This window comes from Halomonas sp. DP1Y21-3 (assembly GCF_019801245.1).
In the GTDB taxonomy this organism is placed as follows: Bacteria; Pseudomonadota; Gammaproteobacteria; order Pseudomonadales; family Halomonadaceae; genus Halomonas; species Halomonas litopenaei.
Genome location: NZ_JAHVJM010000001.1, coordinates 396,297 through 419,353, shown reverse-complemented (window position 1 = coordinate 419,353; position 23,057 = coordinate 396,297). Strand labels below are relative to the sequence as shown.

At 59.4% G+C, this 23,057-nt stretch carries 34 protein-coding genes, 1 tRNA gene and 1 pseudogene; 24 read left to right on the top strand and 12 right to left on the bottom strand.

Annotated features, from left to right (window positions below):
• Nucleotides 1-2: 2 nt before the first annotated feature.
• Nucleotides 3-701: a HEPN domain-containing protein gene (locus KUV74_RS01735; RefSeq protein ID WP_222515507.1), complete on the top strand. Its 699-nt coding sequence runs from the start codon at nucleotides 3-5 to the stop codon at nucleotides 699-701.
• A 589-nt stretch (nucleotides 702-1,290) separates the two neighbouring features.
• Here the strand turns inward: KUV74_RS01735 and KUV74_RS01730 are convergent.
• From KUV74_RS01730 to KUV74_RS21025, 11 genes and pseudogenes are all read right to left on the bottom strand, one after another.
• Nucleotides 1,291-2,088, bottom strand: coding sequence for a DUF2303 family protein (locus tag KUV74_RS01730; protein WP_222515506.1), 798 nt, complete (start codon nucleotides 2,086-2,088; stop codon nucleotides 1,291-1,293).
• The gene (locus KUV74_RS01725; RefSeq protein WP_045993572.1) at nucleotides 2,085-2,453 is read right to left on the bottom strand and encodes a hypothetical protein; all 369 of its coding nucleotides are present in this window, start codon (nucleotides 2,451-2,453) and stop codon (nucleotides 2,085-2,087) included. Before KUV74_RS01725 ends, KUV74_RS01730 begins: the two co-directional genes overlap by 4 nt.
• A 55-nt stretch (nucleotides 2,454-2,508) precedes the next feature.
• Entirely contained in the window at nucleotides 2,509-4,146 is a 1,638-nt protein-coding gene (locus tag KUV74_RS01720; RefSeq protein WP_222515505.1) for a YqaJ viral recombinase family protein, read from the bottom strand.
• Nucleotides 4,143-4,916: a RecT family recombinase gene (locus KUV74_RS01715; protein WP_222515504.1), complete on the bottom strand. Its 774-nt coding sequence runs from the start codon at nucleotides 4,914-4,916 to the stop codon at nucleotides 4,143-4,145. Before KUV74_RS01715 ends, KUV74_RS01720 begins: the two co-directional genes overlap by 4 nt.
• 76 nt (nucleotides 4,917-4,992) lie before the next feature.
• Nucleotides 4,993-5,241 (bottom strand): hypothetical protein, encoded by a 249-nt coding sequence (locus tag KUV74_RS01710; RefSeq protein ID WP_222515503.1) that lies wholly within the window; start codon nucleotides 5,239-5,241, stop codon nucleotides 4,993-4,995.
• On the bottom strand, nucleotides 5,238-5,498 hold the full coding sequence (locus KUV74_RS01705; RefSeq protein ID WP_222515502.1) for a hypothetical protein: 261 nt from the start codon (nucleotides 5,496-5,498) through the stop codon (nucleotides 5,238-5,240). The genes KUV74_RS01710 and KUV74_RS01705 overlap by 4 nt, the downstream gene beginning before the upstream one ends.
• On the bottom strand, nucleotides 5,479-5,697 hold the full coding sequence (locus KUV74_RS01700) for a hypothetical protein (RefSeq protein WP_157033076.1): 219 nt from the start codon (nucleotides 5,695-5,697) through the stop codon (nucleotides 5,479-5,481). The genes KUV74_RS01705 and KUV74_RS01700 overlap by 20 nt, the downstream gene beginning before the upstream one ends.
• Before the next feature lie 368 nt (nucleotides 5,698-6,065).
• Nucleotides 6,066-6,203, bottom strand: coding sequence for a hypothetical protein (locus tag KUV74_RS01695; protein ID WP_157033077.1), 138 nt, complete (start codon nucleotides 6,201-6,203; stop codon nucleotides 6,066-6,068).
• Between the two features lie 1,053 nt (nucleotides 6,204-7,256).
• Nucleotides 7,257-7,550, bottom strand: coding sequence for a DUF5334 family protein (locus tag KUV74_RS01690; RefSeq protein WP_222515501.1), 294 nt, complete (start codon nucleotides 7,548-7,550; stop codon nucleotides 7,257-7,259).
• 99 nt (nucleotides 7,551-7,649) lie between these two features.
• Entirely contained in the window at nucleotides 7,650-8,114 is a 465-nt protein-coding gene (locus KUV74_RS01685) for a helix-turn-helix transcriptional regulator (RefSeq protein WP_261395010.1), read from the bottom strand.
• A gap of 90 nt (nucleotides 8,115-8,204) precedes the next feature.
• A pseudogene (locus tag KUV74_RS21025) lies at nucleotides 8,205-8,387 on the bottom strand (helix-turn-helix domain-containing protein); the annotation flags it as partial.
• Nucleotides 8,388-8,559: 172 nt separating this feature from the next.
• Between KUV74_RS21025 and KUV74_RS01680 the strand changes: the two are divergent.
• From KUV74_RS01680 to KUV74_RS01600, 17 genes are all read left to right on the top strand, one after another.
• Nucleotides 8,560-8,769, top strand: coding sequence for a helix-turn-helix transcriptional regulator (locus KUV74_RS01680; protein WP_222515499.1), 210 nt, complete (start codon nucleotides 8,560-8,562; stop codon nucleotides 8,767-8,769).
• A 66-nt stretch (nucleotides 8,770-8,835) separates the two neighbouring features.
• Complete coding sequence (locus KUV74_RS01675) at nucleotides 8,836-9,162, top strand: hypothetical protein (RefSeq protein ID WP_222515498.1); 327 nt, start codon at nucleotides 8,836-8,838, stop codon at nucleotides 9,160-9,162.
• 19 nt (nucleotides 9,163-9,181) lie between these two features.
• Entirely contained in the window at nucleotides 9,182-9,385 is a 204-nt protein-coding gene (locus tag KUV74_RS01670; protein WP_222515497.1) for a hypothetical protein, read from the top strand.
• A gap of 553 nt (nucleotides 9,386-9,938) precedes the next feature.
• Nucleotides 9,939-10,940, top strand: a complete 1,002-nt coding sequence (locus KUV74_RS01665) for a replication protein (protein WP_222515496.1) — start codon at nucleotides 9,939-9,941, stop codon at nucleotides 10,938-10,940.
• A complete protein-coding gene (locus tag KUV74_RS01660) occupies nucleotides 10,940-11,623 on the top strand; it encodes a DUF6475 domain-containing protein (protein ID WP_222515495.1) in 684 nt (227 codons plus the stop codon). The genes KUV74_RS01665 and KUV74_RS01660 overlap by 1 nt, the downstream gene beginning before the upstream one ends.
• A 2-nt stretch (nucleotides 11,624-11,625) precedes the next feature.
• On the top strand, nucleotides 11,626-11,931 hold the full coding sequence (locus KUV74_RS01655) for a hypothetical protein (RefSeq protein WP_045993586.1): 306 nt from the start codon (nucleotides 11,626-11,628) through the stop codon (nucleotides 11,929-11,931).
• Entirely contained in the window at nucleotides 11,928-12,434 is a 507-nt protein-coding gene (locus KUV74_RS01650) for a hypothetical protein (RefSeq protein WP_052704415.1), read from the top strand. The genes KUV74_RS01655 and KUV74_RS01650 overlap by 4 nt, the downstream gene beginning before the upstream one ends.
• Before the next feature lie 145 nt (nucleotides 12,435-12,579).
• On the top strand, nucleotides 12,580-12,876 hold the full coding sequence (locus KUV74_RS01645) for a hypothetical protein (protein WP_222515494.1): 297 nt from the start codon (nucleotides 12,580-12,582) through the stop codon (nucleotides 12,874-12,876).
• Nucleotides 12,873-13,070 (top strand): hypothetical protein, encoded by a 198-nt coding sequence (locus tag KUV74_RS01640; RefSeq protein ID WP_222515493.1) that lies wholly within the window; start codon nucleotides 12,873-12,875, stop codon nucleotides 13,068-13,070. Before KUV74_RS01645 ends, KUV74_RS01640 begins: the two co-directional genes overlap by 4 nt.
• The gene (locus KUV74_RS01635) at nucleotides 13,070-13,489 is read left to right on the top strand and encodes a hypothetical protein (protein WP_222515492.1); all 420 of its coding nucleotides are present in this window, start codon (nucleotides 13,070-13,072) and stop codon (nucleotides 13,487-13,489) included. The genes KUV74_RS01640 and KUV74_RS01635 overlap by 1 nt, the downstream gene beginning before the upstream one ends.
• A gap of 261 nt (nucleotides 13,490-13,750) precedes the next feature.
• Entirely contained in the window at nucleotides 13,751-14,374 is a 624-nt protein-coding gene (locus tag KUV74_RS01630) for a hypothetical protein (RefSeq protein ID WP_222515491.1), read from the top strand.
• 484 nt (nucleotides 14,375-14,858) lie between these two features.
• Nucleotides 14,859-14,934: transfer RNA gene (locus tag KUV74_RS01625), tRNA-Met, on the top strand.
• 140 nt (nucleotides 14,935-15,074) lie between these two features.
• Nucleotides 15,075-15,626, top strand: a complete 552-nt coding sequence (locus tag KUV74_RS01620) for a glycoside hydrolase family 104 protein (RefSeq protein WP_222515490.1) — start codon at nucleotides 15,075-15,077, stop codon at nucleotides 15,624-15,626.
• A complete protein-coding gene (locus KUV74_RS01615) occupies nucleotides 15,623-15,919 on the top strand; it encodes a hypothetical protein (protein ID WP_045993593.1) in 297 nt (98 codons plus the stop codon). The genes KUV74_RS01620 and KUV74_RS01615 overlap by 4 nt, the downstream gene beginning before the upstream one ends.
• A gap of 8 nt (nucleotides 15,920-15,927) precedes the next feature.
• Complete coding sequence (locus tag KUV74_RS01610) at nucleotides 15,928-16,242, top strand: phage holin family protein (protein ID WP_045993594.1); 315 nt, start codon at nucleotides 15,928-15,930, stop codon at nucleotides 16,240-16,242.
• The gene (locus KUV74_RS01605) at nucleotides 16,239-16,646 is read left to right on the top strand and encodes a hypothetical protein (protein ID WP_222515489.1); all 408 of its coding nucleotides are present in this window, start codon (nucleotides 16,239-16,241) and stop codon (nucleotides 16,644-16,646) included. The genes KUV74_RS01610 and KUV74_RS01605 overlap by 4 nt, the downstream gene beginning before the upstream one ends.
• Nucleotides 16,643-17,224, top strand: coding sequence for a 3TM-type holin (locus KUV74_RS01600; protein WP_222515488.1), 582 nt, complete (start codon nucleotides 16,643-16,645; stop codon nucleotides 17,222-17,224). The genes KUV74_RS01605 and KUV74_RS01600 overlap by 4 nt, the downstream gene beginning before the upstream one ends.
• A gap of 19 nt (nucleotides 17,225-17,243) precedes the next feature.
• On the opposite strand, the gene KUV74_RS01595 is transcribed toward KUV74_RS01600, so the two are convergent.
• A complete protein-coding gene (locus tag KUV74_RS01595; protein ID WP_222515487.1) occupies nucleotides 17,244-18,155 on the bottom strand; it encodes a hypothetical protein in 912 nt (303 codons plus the stop codon).
• Nucleotides 18,156-18,398: 243 nt separating this feature from the next.
• Here KUV74_RS01595 and KUV74_RS01590 point away from each other — a divergent pair, with 243 nt between their 5' ends.
• The 6 genes from KUV74_RS01590 to KUV74_RS01565 are packed head-to-tail and all read left to right on the top strand — an operon-like array spanning nucleotide 18,399 to nucleotide 23,041.
• A complete protein-coding gene (locus KUV74_RS01590) occupies nucleotides 18,399-18,986 on the top strand; it encodes a hypothetical protein (protein ID WP_222515486.1) in 588 nt (195 codons plus the stop codon).
• Nucleotides 18,983-19,690: a terminase large subunit domain-containing protein gene (locus KUV74_RS01585; RefSeq protein WP_222515485.1), complete on the top strand. Its 708-nt coding sequence runs from the start codon at nucleotides 18,983-18,985 to the stop codon at nucleotides 19,688-19,690. The genes KUV74_RS01590 and KUV74_RS01585 overlap by 4 nt, the downstream gene beginning before the upstream one ends.
• On the top strand, nucleotides 19,687-19,920 hold the full coding sequence (locus tag KUV74_RS01580) for a hypothetical protein (RefSeq protein ID WP_222515484.1): 234 nt from the start codon (nucleotides 19,687-19,689) through the stop codon (nucleotides 19,918-19,920). Before KUV74_RS01585 ends, KUV74_RS01580 begins: the two co-directional genes overlap by 4 nt.
• Nucleotides 19,917-20,639, top strand: coding sequence for a hypothetical protein (locus KUV74_RS01575; RefSeq protein WP_222515483.1), 723 nt, complete (start codon nucleotides 19,917-19,919; stop codon nucleotides 20,637-20,639). Before KUV74_RS01580 ends, KUV74_RS01575 begins: the two co-directional genes overlap by 4 nt.
• Nucleotide 20,640: 1 nt before the next feature.
• On the top strand, nucleotides 20,641-22,848 hold the full coding sequence (locus KUV74_RS01570) for a DUF4670 domain-containing protein (protein ID WP_222515482.1): 2,208 nt from the start codon (nucleotides 20,641-20,643) through the stop codon (nucleotides 22,846-22,848).
• A complete protein-coding gene (locus KUV74_RS01565) occupies nucleotides 22,841-23,041 on the top strand; it encodes a hypothetical protein (protein ID WP_045994348.1) in 201 nt (66 codons plus the stop codon). The genes KUV74_RS01570 and KUV74_RS01565 overlap by 8 nt, the downstream gene beginning before the upstream one ends.
• Nucleotides 23,042-23,057: the final 16 nt, after the last annotated feature.

Sequence of the window (23,057 nt, the reverse complement as noted above, 5' to 3'; positions counted from 1 at the left end):
CTATGCCTTATTCAAAGAGTGATTCAAGAAAAACATTTGATGACCGCCTTCGTAACCTAAAAAAAACCTGTCGAATAGCTGATGTAAAAAAGTCAAACACCCCATCAGATGTTAAAGATTTGGTGATGCATGCGGCTATATTCGAAACGTCTGCGGCCTTAGAGGAATATGTAAAAAGTTTTATAGAAGATTATGAATATAGACTTATCAATTGCAATGTGGCCATCAAGAAGTTGTCGCAGAATACTCGTTCTTTCTTGCTTCTGAATTCTACAAGCCAAGCTGTTGGCATGTATGTTTATGAAAAGAACGAAAAAGGTGCGATAAATAAAATTGATGTGGAGGGAGAGTGTTTTGATGCAATTCATGGAGATATGCCGTACAAAGCAAGTGTGAATTTGAAGAGGCTTGTGTATGGGAAAAAATACCCAACTGTCGAAAACTGGAGGTCTTTGTTTTACAGGTTCGGTTTAGATGGCTTTGAATCCAAGGTTGATCCAATTATAAAAGGATCTTCGAAAAATATAATGCAGTCATTTAACGATGTCAGAACAGCAATTGCACATGAGACTCCCCCAAGCCTAACTATGCTTGATACTCGTGATCATATAGAGAGTGTGGAAAAGTTAATAAGAGGGGTAGATAGAGTACTTTATTCACATGTGTGCAAACATACTGGAGCTATGACTTGGCCTGGCTGATTTTGTGCGTGTCTGGTGTTTGGCATGGCACTATTGGCGCAAGAAGGACAGGCAAAATCTCGGGTCCTTCTTGCCGCAGCTAGGCATTGGGCTCTCCCGGCTTTTATGGGCTATCAGATACTGTAACGACCGGCGTGCTTGTAGATTTACGCTGCCTTGCGGCGTCGCTTCGCGGCGTCGCTTCGCGGCGTCGATACGGCCAATGGTCATGCGTGGCCAAGAGAGCCAGAGAGGGTCACCAAGAGCGCATCGGAGCGCCTTGATCTCAATGCCAATGTCATGGGCTAGTGTGGTCCGAGACAGGCGGCGATCTCGGTATTCCCGAGCGATGGTCGCCAGGGAGCGATCATGTCTGGCTTCGAAGTTCCGTATGGCTTGTGCGCTACTGTGCGCGGGCTGTTCAAGACCGCGCTCTTGGGCTCGGGTCTTCACTGCATCGCGTGAGTGTCCGACGCGACGAGCAATCTCCGTCACGGGCACGCCAGCGGGGTAATCTCGATCAAGGGTTGCCAGTGCGTGGGTTGTCCACTCCTTCCATGTCCTGGGCATAACGGCCTCCACGGTAGGGGCCCCGTAGGACCCGTTATCGTCAGGGTGTGAAGCTGCCCAGCAAGCACTCGAGCTCGGGCAGCGCCTCCTCGATGCGGCTGGCGAACTCACCAGCGATCTCCTGCTCGTTGGCATCGAGGGCCATTGCGCGCAGCCGGAAACCAGGTCCGCCCTTGGTCAGACTGGCGACGCGCATCTCAAGGTTGCGCTCAGTCAGCTCCTCGTAGGGCGCAATGCGCCAGGTGATTACCGCCGGCAATCGCTCGGCATTTTTCACCGTGACCTTGCTCATCACTCCGACCTGGGAGCTGTGCTCCTGCTTCTCGCTGTCGATGCTGGTCAGGTCGTCGATGGATACCTTGCGAAAGGCGTTGACCACCTTGCCACGCTCAAGGACTTCACCCTTGCTATTGGTGAAGGTCATCAGGTGACCCCAGTCCTCGAGCAGCTCAACCATGCCCTCCTGGTCGAAGGTGCTGCCGTTGGCGCGGTGGAAAGCGATGAACTCTGGCGTCTTGGGTAGCGACAGCGTGGCCGTGTGGTCACAGTGCCCCGGAGCATCACTGCTGCCGATGTCGAGGTAGCAGCGTGCCGCCATGTCGTCGCGGTCGATGAAGACTGGAGTCTTTGTTGCGGCGCGCTCGCCGAGATAGCGGGTGAAGTCGCCAAGCCCCTTGGTCGAGAACTTTCCGCGAAATCGCCGGCGATGATCTTGGTACTTCTCCAGATCCGCCATCTGGAAGTCACTGCCGAGCACCAGCGCGTTGCCGTTGGCCACTTCAGTGCCGGTCTTGTGTGACTGCTCAAGATGCTGCAAGGCGTCTTTGGTCAGGCTCACTGGTCGCTCTCCTTGTGCTGCTGCTGGGAAGACTTGCGGTGATGGTGGCCGATCATGTCGAGCTGGTTTTTCGGCTCAAGGGACATCTCGCCACCTTGGTTGACGTACATCACCGTCTCGGTGGTGTGGTCTTCGGCGGTGGCGCCATGCGCCGTGGGCACCTTGAAAGACAGCTTGTGGATCACGCCCACTTGGCTGCCAGAGCCGATGTTCTCGATGCTCAGGTCCAAGGTCACCTTGGCCTTCTTCTTCGGGTTGTCGGTGGCCGCTGCCGCGGCGTGGCTGAGAATGACGCCAAGGCGTTCAGCCAAGACGCCGCCATCCAGGTCCTCGAAGAACCTGGTTACATCGGTGGGGTGTGACATTGAGGTAGCCCTCGTCGGGTCGGTAGGAAGGAGCCGAGCGGCCCCTGGTGGGTGGTCAGGCAGCCTTGAGTGAGGCCATTGCGTCGCTGTAGCCGCTCCAGTTGTCCACGCCGGCATCCAGCAGGGCGTAGAGACGAGATTGGTCGGCGAGCAGCACCTCGTATTCCTTCTTCGTGATCTCGACCGTCTCCGGCTTAGCCAGCCGGCTGCCGCGCTGGAAATTATCGGCAGCCTGGGCGATGCGGCTGGTGTCGATCGGCTCCCGGTAGCCGGGCTCGCCCTTGCTCGGGCTGTGGGTCTGGATGGCCGGTTCGTCCACGGCCGGCGCTGGCGATTCGTCACGCGCCTTCCGCTCGGCTTCGGCCTTCGCCTTGGCTTCCTCCTCCTGGTGGATACGCTCGCGCTCGGCGTCGAGCTGCTTCTGCTCTTCGGCCTTGCGGTCGGCGATGCGCGCCTTCATGAGGTTTCGGATGTCGTCAGGCTGCCTCTGAATGATTTGCTTCCAGTCGCTGAACAGGAAGCCGTACTCGCCCTGCTCCTGCTCGAGCAGCTCCCGGTTGCTGCTGAGCTGCTGGGCCAGTTGCTGGCACTCGACCTTGGCCCGGGCTACCTCGTCATCGGCCGCAGACTGTAGGGTGGCGATGGTCTTCTTACCCTTCATGGCGCCGGCGACGTTGAGGCTGTGCTGCGGCTCCACCGGGCAATCCAGTTTTGCCAAGAAATCGTCAAAGGCCTGGTGCGCTTTCTGCTGGATCTCTAGTCGGCGGTTCTCTTTCTCCGCCTTCACCAGCTTGTCGAGATGCAGCCGCTTCTGGCGCATGGTCTCGCGTAACTCATCAATGGTGCTGAACAGCTCGGCGATGCTAGCGGTCTGTTCCAGGGCGGCCTGCTTGCTGGCCTCCAGCTGCTTCTCGCCCTTCTGCAGAAACTTGACCGTTTCGCTGGCGTCGGCGAAGTCCTGATCGGTGGTCAGCGTGGTCTTGATGCCTTTGATCATGGCCATGGCCCGCGCCTTGAACTGCGGCAGGTTGCTGGCCTTGACCATGCCGGTCAGGTCGATCTTGAGCACCGGCAGGGCCTCGGGCGCCTCGCCCTGGGGCGCGACAACCTGCTCGGTAGGCTGATAGGCCTCGAGGTCTGCTCTGAACTGCTCCCAACCAGCAACAAGCTGACTGGCATGGAAATCATCGAGAGTGACCCAGGTGCTGACAGTGTTTTCCTCGGTGCCGTCCGTGACCATGTAGAGCCACTTTTCTGCACCGCTCACCACCAGCTGCTGAACCACCTGCCAGTAGTCCTCTTGCGGCACCTCCCCCGAACTCACAACCTCAGCCTTCGCAGCGTTCCACTGTTTACACTCCCAGCCGACGTCCTCAAGCATCGTGATGCCATCGAACGAGGCCAGCAGAGCGCCGTCATCAGACACCGCAGTGACCGGGTACAGCTCCTCGCCAACGATGCGCTCCGCGATGGGGCGAGCCGAGGCCTCGATGCGGTGGCCCTTGTCGAGCACGTTCTTCTGGAACCACGCACTGAACTCCTGCTCTGAGCCGGTAGCCTTCATGTGCAGCAGCTCGTTGCGCTTCACGTTCTTCGAGCAGGCCATCATGATCGAGGCTTCGCTGGCAGTGAAATACCGGGAACGGTAGGCGCACCACTCGTCGCTACACTGAACCAATTCGATGATCTTCATGCTGCTACCTCCAAGATCTGCTGTTTCTGCTCATTAGTGAGTTGGGCTTTGCTAGTGAGGAAGCCGATGACCTGTTCCGGCGTTCGCTTACCCGCCTCAATGGCGGCTTGCCAGGTCGGAAAGTTGTCTTCGAATTGCTCGGCCGGATAGAAGGGCAGGGTCTCCGGCTCCTCCTTCTGCGGCGTGACGTCGCGCTCCAGATTGGTGCTGCGGTATCGGTCTGCCTCGTCCTCATCGATGATCCCCGACAGGCCAAAGGCATAGCGAGCGCATTGGATGGTGGCCTTGTGACGCAACATGCGAACCGGCCACTTCTTCCACGGCTCCGACTTCCCGGATTGGTCGCGACACTCATTGAGGTACTCGGTGACCTCGGTGGCCCGGCTGCGATCCTTGCGGAAGATCCGGCAGGTGATTGCCAGCAGATTGCCCTGGTTGTCGAGACGATCGTCGAATTCCATGCCGTCGAATTGCGGATGCGTGTTGATGATCTTCAGCCAGCCGTCGATGCTGACGATCGGCTGGATAGCCCCGCGGTTGTTAAAGGCGTAGATTTCCTTGGCCAGTGGGTTGAGCCGGTACTCGTTGGCGATGGACATGAAGACCATCAGCTCCTCGTGGGTGACCTGCTGCTGGCCGCCCTTGGCCTTCATGAGTGTCTGCGTCATGAGGTTATGAACGGTATCGGGATCGACGCTTAGGCGTGTCGCCATCATCCGGAACGGCGTCTGCTGCCCCGGATGCTGGTGGACTTGTGCGGGTTGGTTCATCGGGGGATACTCCTCGCTGATTCATGTCGTGTGGATCATCCAGCCCGCCACCAGCTCCACCTGGTGACGGGCTTTTTCATGCGGCTCTGTTTTGCAGGGCGAGGTACTCCTCGAGCAGACGATCGTCGTCCGCTTCAACAAGCTTGGCCTCGAGCCACGGTGCATGGCGCCTTCGGCGGTCGAGGATCCGATACTCGAACTCACCCGTTTCCGGCGGCTCGGCGTCGCCAAACCCCCAGCCAGTGATGCGCATCGGTGTCGGCTTGCTGTAATGCGTCACCTCGCATCGACAAGGGATGCCGGCGACATGCGTCAGGAAACTCATGCGGCCTCCTTACTGCGATGCTCGGCGATGAACTGGGCCAAACGATCTCGCAGTCCGGGGAAGTGATGCTCTTCGCTGGCGTGAAGGAAAAGCCAGTCCTCATGCGTTGGCTCGACGCCAAGGGGGACCAGTCGAACCTGTACCTGTAGTGACTGATAGCCGTTTTCGCCGAACGACCTTGTGGTACTAGCGGTCAGTCCGCACTGGCGTGGAACCTCCGCTGCCAGCTCCTCGATTTCAGTGATCAACTGTTTCATCGGTCATCTCCTGAATCATTTGGCGTGTCGCTGCCGGCATGTCGTCGTGAGCCACTTTCTCGACGGTCAGCCGGTAGGCCTTGCCGTTGATGAGGAACAGCTCTGAAGCCTTGTTACGGCCGTGTTCTATGAGCATGTGGTGGACCACGCCGTACTGAGCTTCAGGCCGAGTCATTGGGGGAGGGGAGATAGCCGTCATGTCACCTCCGAAGTTGAAGACGAGGCTCTGACAAGCCGGCGCGGCGACTGTGGTAGTCGGCAAGGCGTCTGGCGTTTTCCCTTTCCTCTGGGCTGCTGGCGGTTCGTGGATCGAAAGGGCGGCTACCAATCACCGGGGGAGAAGGCTTGGTGATGGTGATGCCTCGGGCACGCTGCTGAGCGCGCATTTCCATGAGCACTGGATTGCGGTTCATGTGGGCCTCTTAATAGTGACGATGCGCGGTGCGGCGATACCCTCCTGGGCGGCGGCGAGTTTCGCTGCTTTTCGACTGGGGTAGGGTGATCCAGGTAGGTCGCATCTCGGGACCATGCGGCCTTGGCGAACCTGCTGGACCAGATATCGAGCGCTCATTCCCAGGCCTCGCGGAGTTGGCGGGCCAGCTGCATGTCTCGCAACTTCTGATCAATGTGTCGGCGGCGCGCGTAGCGGTCAGCGCCGCGCTGATCGTTCTGAATGCGTCGTTCGTTCTTGGTGATCGGCTGCATGACAATCTCCAGCGTGAAGCGCAGCTCGCCCAAGGCGAGCCCGCAGGAAGAAAAAAGCCCGCGCGGTGGCGGGCAATACGCAGGGAACCTGAAAGCCTTTTTGGGTGAGACGTCTAGTACATGTGCATTAAACGACTAAATGGTAATTGGCTTATGTCGTTGCTAATGCGAGTTTTAGATTTGCCCATAGCGGCTTTGACAAAAAAACTTGATATACGCAAGGGAAAAACCAATGAAGAGGATGCTAATAGCCTTTCTGGCGAGTGTTGTTGTCTCGCTGTCACTTGCTCATGCTGACCAACCTTCATCCACTGATGAGCTAGGGATGACATTTACCCAAGAGGTGCAATTCGAAGGTGAATGTCCCGAAGTTGAAGAGTTCACTTCGCTGAGTCCATCCGAGGTAATGTTGGCCCAGGGTTGCTGCAGAGTTTGTCGGCAAGGTAAAGCATGCGGTAACAGCTGTATTAGCCGTAGCTACACATGCCACCAACCCCCGGGGTGTGCCTGCAACGGATAGTAAGTTGGCGCCTGAATGATCACTTCAAGCGAGTCGTCCTCAGGCGCCGTCGTATATGACTGGCAACCAGTCATTATCGGATGGGCTCTGCCGTGGCAGAGCCCGGAATCCTGCCGTGGCAGAGCCCGGAATCCTGCCGTGGCAGAGCCCGGAATCCTGCCGGTACTGACCCCGGCGTGGTCTTCAATCGAGCGGCTGCGCTACAGCCGGTGCCACCCGCGTCAGGTTCTAACCTCTCGGTGTGCGCCTGACGCCCCGCTTGGGACTCTCGAAGGCACGCCTCGCGGACGTGGATGCATTGGCCCAAGCACCGGGGGATCTCGCGTTGTTAAAGAGCTTGGCCCTTGGAGGGCCTGAACCGGCTGCGCCGGGTAGAATGGGCGGCGTGCCGTTCGATGTGATTAAATATCACGCAATGTGTTTTATTCGTCAACCACGAATCGTGATAATTTTCGCAAAGTAACCGCAAAGCACTGAAAATCAAACAATAAAAAACCCGCCACTGTGGGCGGGTTCAGGAGGGCTTGGCGGGGCTACCTATCCATGTCGAAGGTTCGGTACTCGCCTGTATCGTAGTCGTAGATCTCTACCTCGACCGAGTTGCCCCGGCTGTTGATTCGGTCCACTTCGCCGTAGCGGTATTCACTTGCTTCCCAGTCGTAGTACTCGATCTCTTCGCCTGGTCGCACAAGGTTGCCCGACTCGATAGTGATATCGCTGCTGGTCTCCCAGTCGAAGCCGTCCCAGGCGACGGCCTGCCCGATGATTGCGCTACTGCCAATGGCCAAGACAGTGGTGGCGGCGAGTGTGGTTATCAGTTTCCGCATGCTTCATCCCTGCTCGATGAATGGAAGCATGATTATAGCAAGGTCAATGCTGGCGGCTGGATCAGGCAAAGAGTGTTCAGGCTCATTGATGGATGTGAGTTATAGAAAGTTTTCTACCCAGAACACCCGGCCGATGACCTTGGGTGCGTCGGGATCGGCCACGGCATAGACCTCCTCGGGATACTCGTCAGCGTTGTCGCTGACTACTCGCATGCGTCCAAGCGGCATGCGGTACAGGCGCTTTACGCGGAGCATGCCGCCATGATCCAGCGCAAAAATCTTCCCGTCCTGAATGCCGCGACTGCCCTTGTCGATACCTAGGGTGGCGCCGTCATTGATCACCGGCATCATCGAGTCGCCCTTGGCTACTGCCAGAGCAGCGTTCTCAGGATGCACGCCTGCGCGCATGAGCCGGGGCAGACTGAAGCGCTCCTGGGCTCCGTGGTTCTCAATGACCTGGGTACAGCCGTCGCCAGCGGAAAATTCTACTTCGCGAAAGACGGGCAGCATCACCTCGTCAGGACGAAGTGGTTCGTTGCCTTCGATGATCTCTGTATTGAGCATCTCAAGCTCCTCATGATGGCTAGGGGTGCGGGGCTTAAACTCAGCAACGTTGCCTCCACCACCATCATTACCGGTCCATAGCCAGCTTTCACTGACTCCTAGAGCCTTGGCTAGCAGCGCCACATCCCCGCTCTTAGGCTCGCGAAGACCTCGCTCGTAATTGGAGACGCGTCCCTGTGAAGCCCACCTGCAGGCCCTCGCTAGCTCGGGCTGGGTCATGCCTGCCCGTTGTCTAGCCTGCTTGATGCGGCTGCCGATCGTCGATCCTGGCACCTGAACCTCTTCGCTGATGTATGCACTGCCTCAGGAGTGAGGGGCTCGTGACATGTTTCGTGTCTTGTCATCCGTATTATCAACACGCTATGTGTTAGCCGCACTCGACGTTTTGTGGTTGTTAAAACCACAAAACGTGATATTGTGATTGAAAACACAGTGAGGCGATGGCATGGACATTCGTTCCCTCCGCACCAGGGCAGGCATGACTCAGAGAGAGCTGGGTGAAGCCTGCGGCCTTGGGCAATCAACCATTGGCAACTACGAAGCGGGCATTCGTGCACCGAGTCTCGAGGTTGCCCAGAAGATTATCGAGGTAATCCAGTCCCGAGGCGTCGATGTGTCCATTCAAGACCTCTTCACGACGGCTGATGCCGCATAACCCTCCTGTTTTCCGCCTGCCTGTGAAGGCCGCGGCATCCCTGAAGCAACCAAAGGAACTGCCCACATGCTTTCACACCTCAGTGACCGCCGTTGTAAACCAGAAGGCGAACACTTGCAGCACCTCGTCAAACCTCGCTTCACCGATGACGAGTTCGAGCGGATCCAGGCAGAAGCGGCCATGCGCCACGGTGGTCGGCTAGCACCCCTGGTGCACGAGGCCACGATGCTCGGTCTAGACGTTATGCGTAAGCGCCGCGAAGCCCTCCTGGCCAGGCTGGCCAACGGTGAAACACCGCCGGCGGACGAACTTCAGGAGCTCGAGTGCCTGCTGGCTGAGATGGCCGAACGCCAGCTCTCTGCCAACAGCATCAATCAATCTCAGTCGGCCTGACAGGGCCAAGGAGTCCGCGATGATCAGTCGCGATTCATTGACGCGAGTCTTCGAGCGCATGTCGCCCGAGTCTCAGGAAGCTGCCAAGGCCGCGGCACAAGCACGGCGAATTAGCGTGGAAGACGTGGTGCTTGAAGCATGTCTCAACGACGTACAGGGGCAGTTGTACGCCCTGCGTCGCCGAGTTCCTGCGCTCAGGGTGGTGGAGGGGGGCCGGGCGTGAGCTCGGTCGTTCAGATACGAGGACCTATAAGGGCAAGTGGGTGCCTGGCCGGGGGTGGCTACCCCGACCAGGACTTTTGGAGTCACTTCGAGCGACGAACAACGATCACCAGTGCTGCTATCGCGGAGATCGTCTGTGCGACGTCGATAGTGACCGCCAGGTTCAGGTGCATTTCCACGGGAAATACTCCGTGTCAGCGACCTGAGGCCTCAGGTCTTTTGAAGACCTGCATTTGTATAGCGCTTTGCCAAGCGCTCGCTGATATCGCGCTAGCAACGAGGGATCAGCAGGCGGGCAAGCAGCGGTTGATTCCGGGGTTCACGCCACCGCATTGGGGGTGGCCCTTGGCCAACGCCATGGGATGGCGAGAGCCGAAACGCTCCGGATTGCAGAGCCCTTTCGCCACCTTGCGATCGGTGACAGCTAGGGGTCGCAGCCCTAGCCGAGCCAGAGTAGCGGGAGTCGGGGAGAGGGGAAACACAACTAAGGCAGCAAAAAGAAAGCCCCGGCGGGCTGTAGGGGCCATGTGCCGGGGCTCAGAGAGGATTCCAGTATGACCGATACAGCCGAGATTATCCAGTTCCCCGACCGTCGTGACGACGGCCAATCGCCAGGCCCTGAGAGGACCGGCAGGAGCATTCAGGTGGAAGACGGATACACCCGAACAGCCAACGCTCTCGTGGAGGCATTTGCACGTTCACCGCTGACAAGCCGTGAGGCTCGTGTGATTCGTGTCATCGAGCGCATGACCTATGGCTGGAACAAGTCTGAAGACTGGATCGCCGCATCCGTGTTCAGCGAGATGACCGGCCTGTCCGAGGGTAAGTGTTCCGAGACGCTTAATGGCCTTCTCCGCAAGCGCGTGCTGATCCGCAGTGGTGGCGGACAAAGCCCGGTACGCATCAACAAGGCCATCGAGGAGTGGGACTTCTCTGCTCAGAAGGCGAGAGTTACCCCAAAACGGAAGGCCACTCCAACTTGGGGAAAGATTCCCCAAAATGGGGTAACTAAGTCACCCCAAAATGGGGAAACACCGAAAGACAGTAAAGACATACCCCCTCTCCCTTCGGTCGAGGGGGAAGGAGTTTCGGCCGAAACCAACCTGAATTCCGACCCGGTAGGGTCGAAGCCGGAGACGGCTCCCCAGAAGCCCAAGACTCAGCCGAACAGGCTCGACCTGAGCAACCTGCCTGCCGAGGTGTCAGCCGAGGCCGTCCAGGGCTTCATCGAACACCGCAAGGCGCTCAAGAAGCCCCTGACCCAGAGGGCGCTGAACCTGAACGTCAACGAGGCGCTCCGCGCCGCCAAGAGTATTCCCGGCCTAACGCCTGACCAGGCGCTGGACGAGGCTGTGCTCGCTGGTTGGCAGGGCGTGAAGGCCGACTGGCTGGCTCGTCGGCTGGGCAGCCAGCAGCAACGCCCCGGCAGTGGGATGAATCAAGCCGAGCGGCTGCACGCCGCCAACCAGCAGGCCATCCGCGAGGCCGTGGCTCGCCGCCAGAACCGCCCGGATGACGTGGGCGACCTGCTCGACGCCGAGGGAGGGCACTGGTGATGACTGAGCACGACTTCGAGAAGTTCGCCGAGGTGTGGAGCCAGGCGCAGGAGATCTACAACCGCAGCGTCACGCCGGGAACCATCGAGCTGGTGTTTCGCGCCCTCGAGCAGCTCGAGCTCGACGAGATCCAGCGCGCACTGACCCTGCACATCCAGAGCCCGGACACCGGCCAGTTCCCGCCGAAGCCCGGCGACGTGATCAAGTTCGCCCGGGGCGACAGCCAGAGCCGAACCCTGCAGGCCTGGGCCAAGGTCGAGCGAGCGATCCGCAGCGTGGGGCACTACCGGGATGTCGCGTTCGACGACCCGCTGATCCATGCCGCCATCGAGCGCATCGGCGGCTGGCCCAAGGTGGCCATGGTGGACAGCGAGAAGGACATGGTGTGGCTCCGCCAACGCTTCGAGGCGCAGTACCGGGCCTATGCCGTGCACCGCCCCGAGGGCTGGCCGGCGTTCCTGGCGGGCGCCGCCACCCAGCAGAACGTCCAGATCGGGCAGCACACCCGCGGCGTTCTGCCCGGCAAGGACATTGCCGTGATCGGCAACCAGCAGCGCGCTTTGCGAGTGATGGAAGGAGGGCGCCAAGGATTGGCGAACGGCACCCAGGTGCAGCGCATTACCGACGACAGCCTGGCTGGGGTGATCGAGCACATGAAGATCAAGCAACAGGGAGCGGCGTAGCCATGGGAACTGTGACCAAACTGACCCCGCGTCGCGGGCGTTGTATCGATAATCCCGCCACTCAGATCGGGCGCGTGTACCTGGTGATGAGTGACGCCACCTACTGGATGCAGCTGCACGAGATCGGTGACGCCATTCTGGCTCGTTTCGGCCAGATGGATAGTCACGCCGGAATATCTGCACGCATCCGTGAGCTGCGCTCCTTGGGCCAGACGGTTGTCAGCCGTGAGGTGAAAGGCCCGGGGACCGCGAGACCGCATGAGTACCGCCTGTTGTCCGCCTGGGGCGGCGAGGACGGTGCTGCGTGAAGCGGCTGCCCAAGCGCTACGTTGTCAGCTTTTCCACTATCGAGGAAAGCCTCGCCGCTCTGGCGCGGTTGCCCCGCATCCTGACAGAGGCTCACCAGCGCTGGCCGAAAGTTCGCTTCGTGGTGGAAGAGCAACCTGATCAGCGGAGTATTCCGCAGAACGCTTTGCAATGGCGGTGGTGTGCAGATGCGGAAAAGCAGGGAGATCAATCAGCAGAGGACTACCAGGCCTTCTGCAAGCTCCACTTCGGGATCCCCATTTTGCGCCGGGATAGCGAGCAATACCGAGAGGCCTACGATCGGATCATCAAACCACTGCCCTACGAACAGAAGCTCGAGCTGATGAAGGCGCCCTTCGAGTGGCCGGTGACACGGGCGATGACCAAGAAGCAGCTTACCGAGCACTTGGACCAGGTGTGGCAGCACTTCACCTCACTCGGCTTCCAGCTTACTGATCCTGGTTTGCAGGGCATTGGTGCTGACCAATACCGGGAGGCCGCATGAATAGCTTTGCCATTTTGGTCTGTGCCGCGGTACTGGCAACGACAGCGGTTGGCGTAATGGCCTGTCAGGCTCGCCGCATCGACCGTAGACAGGGGCGAGAAGCTGTCCGAGACCTGCTGCGAAGAGCCACACAGGAGAGGCAACAATGATCCCGAAGCTGGAGCCCTACCGCTCCCGCCAGTGGCTGGCCAACGTCCACCAGCTCGACCAGTGCGTCCTCTGCGGCGCCTGGGGCATTCAGGCAGCACACCGCAACGAGGGTAGGGGGATGGGGCAGAAATCGAGTGATTGCCTAACAGCCGCACTTTGCCCGCGTTGCCACCATGAAATCGACAACGGTAAGGACCTGAACAAGAACGAGCGCCGCGCGCGTATGGACCGCGCCATTGTGCTGACGATTGACCAGCTTGCCCGCCGGGGGCTCTTGGAGGCCGTGAAATGATGATGATCAGCAGTCCCGCCGGGCGCCGCCTGGCCAGGGCCAAGGCAGAGATCGACCGTATCGAGTCCACTGTCCTCAATGGAGTCCACGTAAAGGAGTGCGAACAGGCGGTTGAAGAGTACGAAGCAGCAGCGGATGCAGTAGCCAATGAGCTGATCGCTCACCGCTTTCACGAAATGGATGGGGAGGACTGATGCAGATCTTCATTCCGTACCTGGCATCCAGCACCAACGTTGGTACTCGCCAGCACTGGAGTAAGCGCAAGCGTGAGGTGGATGCCTGTCACCTGATCGTCCGCAACGCTGTGAATCGGGCCGGCCTCACCCCTGTTGCGTGTCAGGTAGATCTGACGTTCACGCCCAGGCTTGGGAAGGGTATCCGGCGCCGGGATACCAGCAACTACAGCCTGAGCATGAAACACCTGGAGGATGGGCTGGTTGCCGCCGGGATCATTCCAGACGACCGCGGGGAGTTCGTTCGCAGAGTGATCCTGGAGCCACCGGTGATCGACCGGAGGGCTGAGACCGGCACATGGGTGGAGATTATCCCTGTTGAGCCCAAAGGGGGCCCCGATACGGGGCAGCAGCGCATCCGGTTCAGGACCGCAGCCTGATGGAGTACGGGCAAAAGCCGGAAGGCATGCAGGCCAATCAATGGACCGTCGAGTGTCAGTGCCGACACGTCGCCCGTGAAATGCAGAAAGGAAACACCAAGAGTGAGCGGCTGGCCATCTTCCAGCGTTGGTCAAATGCCTTGCCAGCCGTGACAGAGCAGCGCGTGAGAGGGATATGGAAAGACGGCGTCCCGATGCCGAAGGAAACGAATCGGGGAAACGGGAAACGATTTGGGAAACGGTAGGAAACGGAGAGATCCAATGCGATACCTGAGTGCACGCCAGATGATCTTTGACGCCTATCAGGCGCAGCAGGGCAGTGTGATGGCTGGGGCGACGGAAATAGCCCAGCTTGGGGCTCGAGTTCAGACGACACAGAAGAGCAACAACGACTGGCGCATCGTCCACGGCCTTGAGGCCGGCGCCGTGATGAGCCGGGTCGAATCGCTTCCATCTCACCTGGCGGCGCTGGCTCGGTACTGCTTCGGCCCGTTCACTCGTGAAGAGCTGGATGAGGACCGGGAGACGGTTGAACTGGCCTTGTACCGACAACTCCTGGCCGATGGCGTCCGATTGCCTGGGCAGGGGAAGGGCAAGCCCACCGCGCAGCAGCTCAAGACACTCCGGTATCTGTGTGCGGCGGCCCTCTATCATCACAGCGAGACGACCTGGCCATATCGGCATTCAGGGTTGCCAACGCCGCAGGCGGTTCAGCGTTGGCTCATTGAAGAACGTGGTACCAGGATGGATGTACACCGCTGGTCGAGATTAGGGAGATCCTGTTGGGGCGATATTTGGAGGTCGTCGTTGGAGCGCATCGATGCATGGGAAGCTGCTGCTCTAGGACCTATCGCTTCTTTAACGGCACCATCCTGCGCCGCCTAGCTCTCAGAGCTCCCGTCTTGGAACTCCATTGCTTTGGAGCCCGCTTTCCAGACAGTCGAATCGATTCCATACCCATTCTCGCGTGTGCTGAAGAGCGAAATCTGGCTGGTCGCCGCTTCGTAGAGCCCGGTCAGCCAAGATGATTTGCTCCGCAAGTCTTATGCACCATTCGCTGGCGTATTCAGCTTCATCAAGAAGGATGGGGTCCTTCCTGCCTGTAGTCACGCTGTGGCACGCTCGGTTCCACCACTTGCGCAGCCGGTTAAGTTCGTCTCGTAGTTCGGGGTCGTGAATGCTCTCGCAATGGTACATAGAGCCATGCAAGGTACCAGTGACTACCGCTCGGTCTATCTCCGCCATGATTTATGCCTCCTTCGACCAAATTCAGCTTTATATCAGTCTTGCCTTGTGGGCACGAATCGCCTACTCTTTCCCCAGCATCGACACTTGCGCCCTGGCTTCCGAGCCGGGGCGTTTTCGTTTCAGCAGTCGGGACAGATGGTTAAGTCGCCGGGCTCATAACTCGGAGATAACAGGTTCGACTCCAGCGGCTGCTTCCACATTGCAAGGCCCTGCCAGGTGACTGGCGGGGCCTTTCTGTTTCTCCCCCGCCGTGAGGCGCCGGAGTTCTTTCTTCTCTCACGCCGTGAGGCGCCGGAGTTCTTTTTTCTCTCACGCCGTGAGGCGCCGGAGACCTTTTATGCCACGGATCACACGCGAAGCCGCTGGCGGGCTCAATGTCTGCGCCTTTTTGGACATGCTTGCCGTGTCCGAGATTGGCGAGGCCATGCTGGCAACGTCCAATGACGGCTATGACGTTCTCGTGGGCTCGCTGCCCGGATCGATGCGGCTGTTCAGCGATTACAGCGATCATCCGCTGCCTCGAGGACATGCCATTGAGTACCGGCCTGGCCTGTGGTCCACCGCTGCTGGACGCTATCAGATTCTGTCTCGGTATTGGCCACATTACAGGGATCAGCTCAGTCTGCCCGATTTCGGACCAGAGAGTCAGGATCGCTACGCTATCCAGCAGGTCAAGGAGCAGCGGGCACTACCTCTCATCCAAGGCGGAGAGTTTGTTCAGGCCGTAGACCGCTGTCGCAACATATGGGCGTCACTGCCTGGTGCGGGGTACGGCCAGCACGAGAACTCACTGGAGAAGCTCGCAGCGGCCTACGTCGCTGCTGGTGGGCGGATGGCCGGTGATTCCCTGCACTGGTACGACGAAGTAGTCAGGGAGCGCGCTTCATGAGTCAGCTGGTTTCAGACCTCTTGGCTGCCGCCCATGTGCCCATCGGTATGTACATCGTCTACCGCTGTATCGTTGCGCTGAGAGTGACCCATGACGGCCAGTCACGCTTTGCGATTGAGTGCGTCCTGGGCATCGCCGCCGCAGTGATTGCTCTGCGCCTTACCGACTACACCATTCCGCTTGAGGGAGAAGCACGATACGTCACCTGGCGCGCCCTGGTGTCGCTCGCAATGCTGTCCTTTCTGCCTCTCATCAACGCCCTGGCGAGGTCAGATCGGCGACAAGACGACTGAGGTGAGCCATGCCAGACCCGATGCTGATGGCCTGGCTGGCCGTCCGGGGGTTCATCGCAGAGCCGCCGGTGAGCGCCGCAATCGCCGCAATGATCATGGCGGCGCTGAAGTTGTTGGGCTCACTACCTCCAAGACCGCCACGCAAGTGGCTGGAAGTCCCAATGGTTGGCCTTGCCTCCTACGGCATGGTGCCTATCTCGATCACCCTGGGGGCAGATCCATCGTGGGCTGCCGGAATCGGTGCCGGGATAGGGTACGTCGGGATGGTAAAGCTCGAGAATCGGCTGGACCGCTGGCTGGGCGTCAAGGGTGACAAGAAATGACTTCAACCGAATATAAGGCGCTCACCACGGAGGCTCGGCGCTATCGACGGCTCTACCGAGGTTTCCTCTGGTCCTTTGTCTTGGCATCGGGATTCGCCGTTGCCCAGACATTCGACAAGGCGGCGATCCGCGAGGACTACGCCGACACCGTGGCCGCCTACCGTGCCGCTGTTTACGGGCTGACCTACGCGCTGAGCGAGGAGCAGGCCAAGGCTGGCGGGTTCGAGGCTGAAGCCAACGACCATGAGCAGAAGCTCGACAATGAGCGTGGCTATGCCTGGAACCTTCGCCAAGAGATCAAGCGCCTTGAGCACGAGCTACAGCAGTGCCAGGCAACACAGACGATGATCACTAGCCCTGGCTGGACGGGCAGCACCTCGATCATCCCGGAGGACAGTCGATGAACTGGAGATCAGCCGTTGAAGAAGTCGCCAAGTACGCGCCTGCCGTGGCCACTGCACTTGGCGGTCCTGCTGTGGGTGGTGCTGCAACTGGTGCCGCCCTTATGGTCACTTCTGCGCTGGGCATCGAAAACGATCCTGCTGCACTGGTGGCAGCGACACAGGATCCTGCCAAGCGTGCTGAGCTGGTCCGCCTCAACAACGAGCATCGCCAGGCATTGGAGGCAATGCGCCTCGAGGCTGAGAAAGCCGCTGCCGCCGAGCAGACGGCTCGACTAACCGAGACACAGCGCACCATGCGCGCCGAACTGGAGCACGAGGGCTGGTTCAAGAGCGGATGGCGGCCTGCCCTGGGCTGGGTGTTCGCCTTCTCCCTGGGCACCCTGTCCGCCGTAATGGCCTACACCATTGCGATCGACCCCACGGTCGTGGGTGATCCCGAGTTCACCGGCATGCTGATCTGGCTGTTCGTGACCATGGGGGCCGCCCTAGGCATCAACGTTCGCCAACGCACGGTAGACAAAGCGCTCGAGCGAGGCCAGCAGCCCCGCACGTTCATGGACGCAATCACGACGAGGTGAGAAATGGAAAAGGAGTACGTCAATCCTCACAGTCCTGCGCCTCGCTCTGCTCCTCGAAGAAGCAGTCCATGAAGAACATGCAGTACCACAAAAACGAAAATGCCCGAGCCGAGTTTTCCCTGGTGTCGTAGTCCAAGGATTCGCCGTGGAGGACCATGTGCCGGTTGATGATGTGTTCGGGGGGAGGCGTCTCTCTGCGCTGTTTTTCGCTCGCCATCATTGGCTGGTCATGTCGGAAGAAAGGCAGCAGCGCCTCACCCAAGAACTTATCGCTCTCATACTCGGATTGAGCGATTTTCAGCATCTTCTTTTTTGATGGGCCCCAAACAGGAGCGTCATAGGCGTGTGCTGCATGTCCATCCGCCTGAATAAGAAACATGGGGGCTGAGAGGCTGTAGAGGCCATTTTTGTGTGCGTGAATCGCATCTTTGATGAGCTTCCCTCGCCCTTCGTGTAGGGCGGCTTCGCCCTCATCGAGGAAGCGATCCATAACGCTTTCGAAGTGCTCGGCAATCTCCAAGTCGGCTTTTTCGTGGCCCTCATTGTCGTATGAAAGGCGGTAGTTCTGCACTTGTTGGAATGTGGCGCCAATGCTGATGGATGAAAAGTCAGGGAACCAACCGTTCTGCGAAAGCAGATGGAAGTCAGTGCTTTCTGTATTTTCGAGCTCTTCCAGTCGCTTCAGTATGTCTATGAAGCTATCCGGTAGGGGAGGAATGTTTCTGAAAAATTCCGGCACGATGGCGGGAATCGAATTGGTGACTTCCTCGATAACCTTCATCTGATCGGCAAGCGGTTTGGCTATTTCGTTGAATCTATTGGCTGTTTCCAATATTTCAGGAGAAAGTCTGAAGTTGGGGAGACTGTCGGTGACACTTTTGTTGAGTCGTTCTAGAGCCTTTAGTGCTGGGAACAAGTCTTCTGGTATCACGGCTTCCACCTTTCTAGATTTCTCGAGAAGAGTTCAGAGTAACCAAGTTTAAAAGTTTCGGCACGCCGCGAGGCGTCCCAGCCGGCACGTCGTGAGACGCCCGGCACCTTGATGCGGCACTGCGCAGAGGAGCCTGCGACGGGTACGCCATGTGGCCACTGCCTGACCGCGAGTCGGTGAAAGCCCGGCTGCCGCATCACCCTATTCATGGAGGCGCCGCCCGAGAGGGCCGCGCGGACACCTATGGCACGACGCTATGACTGGGAGGCCATTGAGGCCGACTACCGTACTGGGCGATTCAGCCTGCAGAAGCTCTCGGACCGCCATGGCCCAAGCAAGGGCGCGATCAGTAAGCGAGCAACGGCCGAGGGCTGGAGCAAGGACTTAACCGGTGCAGTACAGCAGCGGACACGTGAAAAGCTGAGTCGGCCCGAGTCGGCGGCCCCAGATGTGCCGGATGCCGAGCTGATCGAGCAGGCGGCCAGCGAGAACGCGTCGATCATCAACGGCCACCGGCAGATGCTTCAGCGGTGGCGGCGCATCCAAGACAACTTCGCTGGCCAGCTCGATACCCAGCTTTCAACAGGAAAGCGCGATGTCGAGACGAGAGATGGCGAAGTCATCGAGGTGGATGTTGATCTGGAATATGCCGGCAAGTGCATTGGCTACGGCACCCAGGCTTTGGAGCGAGTGATCAAGCTGGAGCGCCAGTCCTACGGCATGGATCAGCCTGTCACCGACGATGCTCCTACTGAACAAGCGCTCACTGATGAAGAGCTTGAGGCCAAGATCAAGGCATACGAGGCCCAGGGGATGGATGATGCATCGTGACCAGGGCCGAACGTCTTGAATATCTACGGTTGCTGGAGGAGCGCGACCGCCGCCGCCGCTACAACCTGATCGATCAGCTGTTCCCCGAAGGGGGCAAGCTCTCACGCAGCGCTTATCCGAAACACATGGAGTTCTTTCGTGCTGGAGCCTTCCACAAGGAACGGCTCTTTATGGCGGGCAACCGGGTGGGGAAGACGGTCGCTGGCGGGGGGGAAATGACCTATCACCTGACTGGCCTATACCCGGACTGGTGGGAAGGGCGTCGGTTCGATCGCGCCATCAACGCTTTGGCCGCTGGCGACACCAGCCAGACCACGAGGGACATCATCCAGAGCAAGCTGCTGGGCGGCCTTTACGGAACACCTGAATTCGGCACCGGCCTGGTACCCCTGCACCTCCTTGGAAAGCCGACACCTGCGCGAGGCGTGGCCAATCTCTACGAGGAAATCATGGTCAAGCACACCAGTGGCTTCTGGTCGCGTTTGATGCTTCGAAGCTATGACCAGGGGCGCCGGATCTTTCAGGGCACCGAGCAGGATGTGGTGTGGCTGGATGAAGAGGTGCCGAAGGACGTTTACGACGAAGCGCTCGTTCGGACGATGACGACACGAGGCATCGTCATGATGACCTTCACGCCCCTGTCGGGCCTTACCGAGCTGGTCGTTTCCTTTCTCGAATCCATGCACGAACAGGAGCCCCTATGACACAGCCAATATTGACGGCGAGCGACATTGCCAACCTCGACATGCCACCTGCCTCAGCTCGATACCAGGGGCGTACCACCAGCATGACAAAGCGGCTGGGCGACATGGTACGAGAGCGAGGCATTGAGCGGGGCACCTTGAGCATGCGCGTCGCACGCCTTGTTGATCCCCGGGTACAGCTGGGCCAGATCCTCGGCATTGCCGGCGCCGACTTCACGGTAGTGCCTTGAGCCGCTACGTGGTCCAGGCCGGCTGGAAGCACGCGCCGCACCTGAGTAAGCAAGATATCGATGACCTCACCGGGTCAATTTCCGCTCACCAACTGGAAGCCCGTATGAACGGTGTGCCGACCCTTGGTGCCGGGGCCATCTACCCGATTCCCGAAGAAGATATTGTTGTTAACCCGTTCAAGATCCCTGACTGGTGGGCACGGATCTACGGCCTCGACGTCGGTTGGAAGAAAACCGCTGCCATCTGGGGGGCATGGGACCGCGACACCGACACCATCTATCTGAACAGCGAACACTATCGCGGCATGGCAGAGCCCAGCGTTCACGCCAAGTCCATTCGCATGCGGGGCGCCTGGATTCCCGGCGTCATTGATACCGCCGCGCATGGGTCAAGCCAGCACGATGGGCGCAAGCTGATGGACCTGTATCAGGATGAGGGACTGATTCTGCACAACGCAGACAAGGCGGTGGAGGCAGGACTCTTGGCCATGCTTGATCGGCTTTCCACCGGCCGTCTCAAGGTCTTCTCGACGTTGCAGCATTGGCTCGGCGAGTACCGCTTGTACCGCCGCAACGACAAGGGGCGCATCGTCAAAGAGAACGACCACCTGATGGATGCGACTCGCTACCTGGTCATGGGGCTTCACCAAGCGACCACTCGGCCCATCGATCGCACCACCATGCCTGTCAGCCCCGGCGACACCACCACAGGATACTGAGATGCCTGAGCATGCGACTGTCGAGATGACAGACGAAACCGAGGCCCTCGAGGCTGAGACGCAACGCCTTGAGCTTCTGCTTTCCACCCTGGGCTCGAAGCTGAGTCAGCTGGCAGGGGAGCAAGTGTCGGCCCGGCAGCAGCTGGAAACCCGATGGCTCAACGACCTGCGTCAGTACCATGGCGAGTACACCGCCGACGAACTGGCCAGGATGAAGGAAAGCGGCACCTCGAGCATCTACGTCAACCTGACGCGCAACAAGACCCGTGCCGCCATTGCGCGGCTGTCGGACATGCTGCTGCCCAACGATGACCGGAACTGGGGCATCAAGCCCACCCCGGAGCCGCAGCTATCTGCACTCTCGAACAGCCCTGACCAGGCGGCGAAGGCCGAGGCTCGTCAACGCCGTGAGATCGCCGAGCAAACAGCACGGCTGATGCAGACGGCGATTGACGACGACTTCACGGAAGCCCGCTACAACGGCAAGGCCCGAGACGTCATCGGTGACAGCTGCCTGCTGGGTACCGGTGTCCTCAAAGGGCCGGTGGTGGTCAATCGTCAGCGCCGAGCCTGGCGCCGCGATGAGCAAAGCGGCCTGCAGGTGATGGAGATTCAGGAAGAGTTCCGGGCAGGCCTGGAGCGCGTCGATGTCTGGGACTTTTTTCCAGACATGAGCGCCGCGACCATGGAAGAGGCGGAGTTCGGCTTTGAGCGCAAGCTGCTGAACAAGAAGCAGATGCGTGAGCTGAGCAACCTGCCAGGCGTTATCGATGCCCAGCTGCGCAAGGTTCTCGAGACCGATCCCGATGGCACGCACATCAGCCGTGATCGTCGCGATGAGCTTCGCCACATCACCGGTGTGGATACGGTCGTCAACAACAAGCGATGGGAGCTCTGGGAATACTGGGGGCCGCTGGACAAGGAAGAGCTGATCGCCGCTGGTGTCGAGGTCGATGAAGATCCGTTGACCGAGTACAACGGTTGCGTCCTGTTCGTGGGTGAGCACGTCATTAAAGCTGCCATCAACCCGCTCGACAGCGGTGAACTGCCCTGGAGCGTTCACAACTGGGAAGAAGATCCAGCCAGTATCTTCGGCTTCGGCGTCCCCTTTCTGATGCGCAATCCTCAGAGAGTCGCAGCCACCGCCTGGCGGATGATCATGGATAACGCCGGGCTATCGGCGGGTCCTCAACTGGCCGTGGACAAGAGTGCTGTCACCCCTCAGGACGGGGACTGGAAGCTTCGCCCACGCAAGGTGTGGATCAGCACCGGCAAGGTGCCGCTTAATCAAGCCTTCTACGCCTATAACATCCCGTCCAACCAGGGCGACCTGTACAGCATCTTCCAGGCGGCTCAGCAGCTGGCCGACACTGAAACCAATCTCCCAATCCTGCTGCAAGGCGAGGGCGTCAGTGGCGGTCCAGGCGCCCGCACCGCCACGGGCATGCAGATGCTGATGAACAACAGCAACATCGTGCTGCGCTCCGCCGTGAAGAACTACGACGACGGCATCACCGAGCCGGTGGTACGCCGCTTCTATGACTGGCACATGGCCTACGATGAGCGTGAGGAGATCAAGGGTGACTTCAGCATTGTGGCCCGCGGCTCCAGCGTTCTGATCGCCAGGCAGGAGCAGCAGGAGAAGCTGTTGGCGTTGGCACAGATCGCCGCCTCGAACCCCGAGTTCGCTCAGTCCACCGAATGGCAAGGCCTGTACCGAGAGATCGTGCGTTCCATGTCGGTGTCGGCGGACAGCGTGCTCAAGGACGAAGAGACGGTCGAGCAGGAGAAGCAGCAGGCCGGACAGCAGATGCCCCCCGATATGCAGCTCAAGCAGATGGAGCTTCAGCTGAAGCAGCAGGAGCAACAGCTCAAAAGCCAAGAGATGCAGATGAGGGCTCAGCGCGAGCAAGCGGACTACCAGTTGCGCGTCCAGGAGCAGCAGTTTGAACAGCAGTACCGGGCTGCTGAACTGCAGAGCAAGCAAGAGCGGGACCGCGCAGAGCTGGCTCTCAAGCAGAACCTTACCCTGGCCGAACTGGAGGCCAAGCTGGGCCTGGAGTCGCAGAAACTGGAGCTCAAGATGCGTGAAACCTCCGCCAAGCTCCAGACCCAGCGTGATACCACGGCGGCGGAGCTGACTGATCGCCAGAATGAACGTCGAGCCCGGCAGGCCAACATGGAACAAGGGTTCGACAGTTATGGCTGAGATCAATCGCAACAGTGACACCTGGAACGCTGTGATCGAGTGGGCAACGCAGCAGCGTCAGGATGCCGTAGAGAAGTTGATCGCGGGCAGTAGTCGTGATGACCGCCTGCGTGGCCAGATCGAGGCCATGGATGAACTGCTGGCCCTGGGTCAAGCAACAAGTCCGGGCATTCCGCAGCCGACATACGAGTAACCTCAGGCCTGCTTAA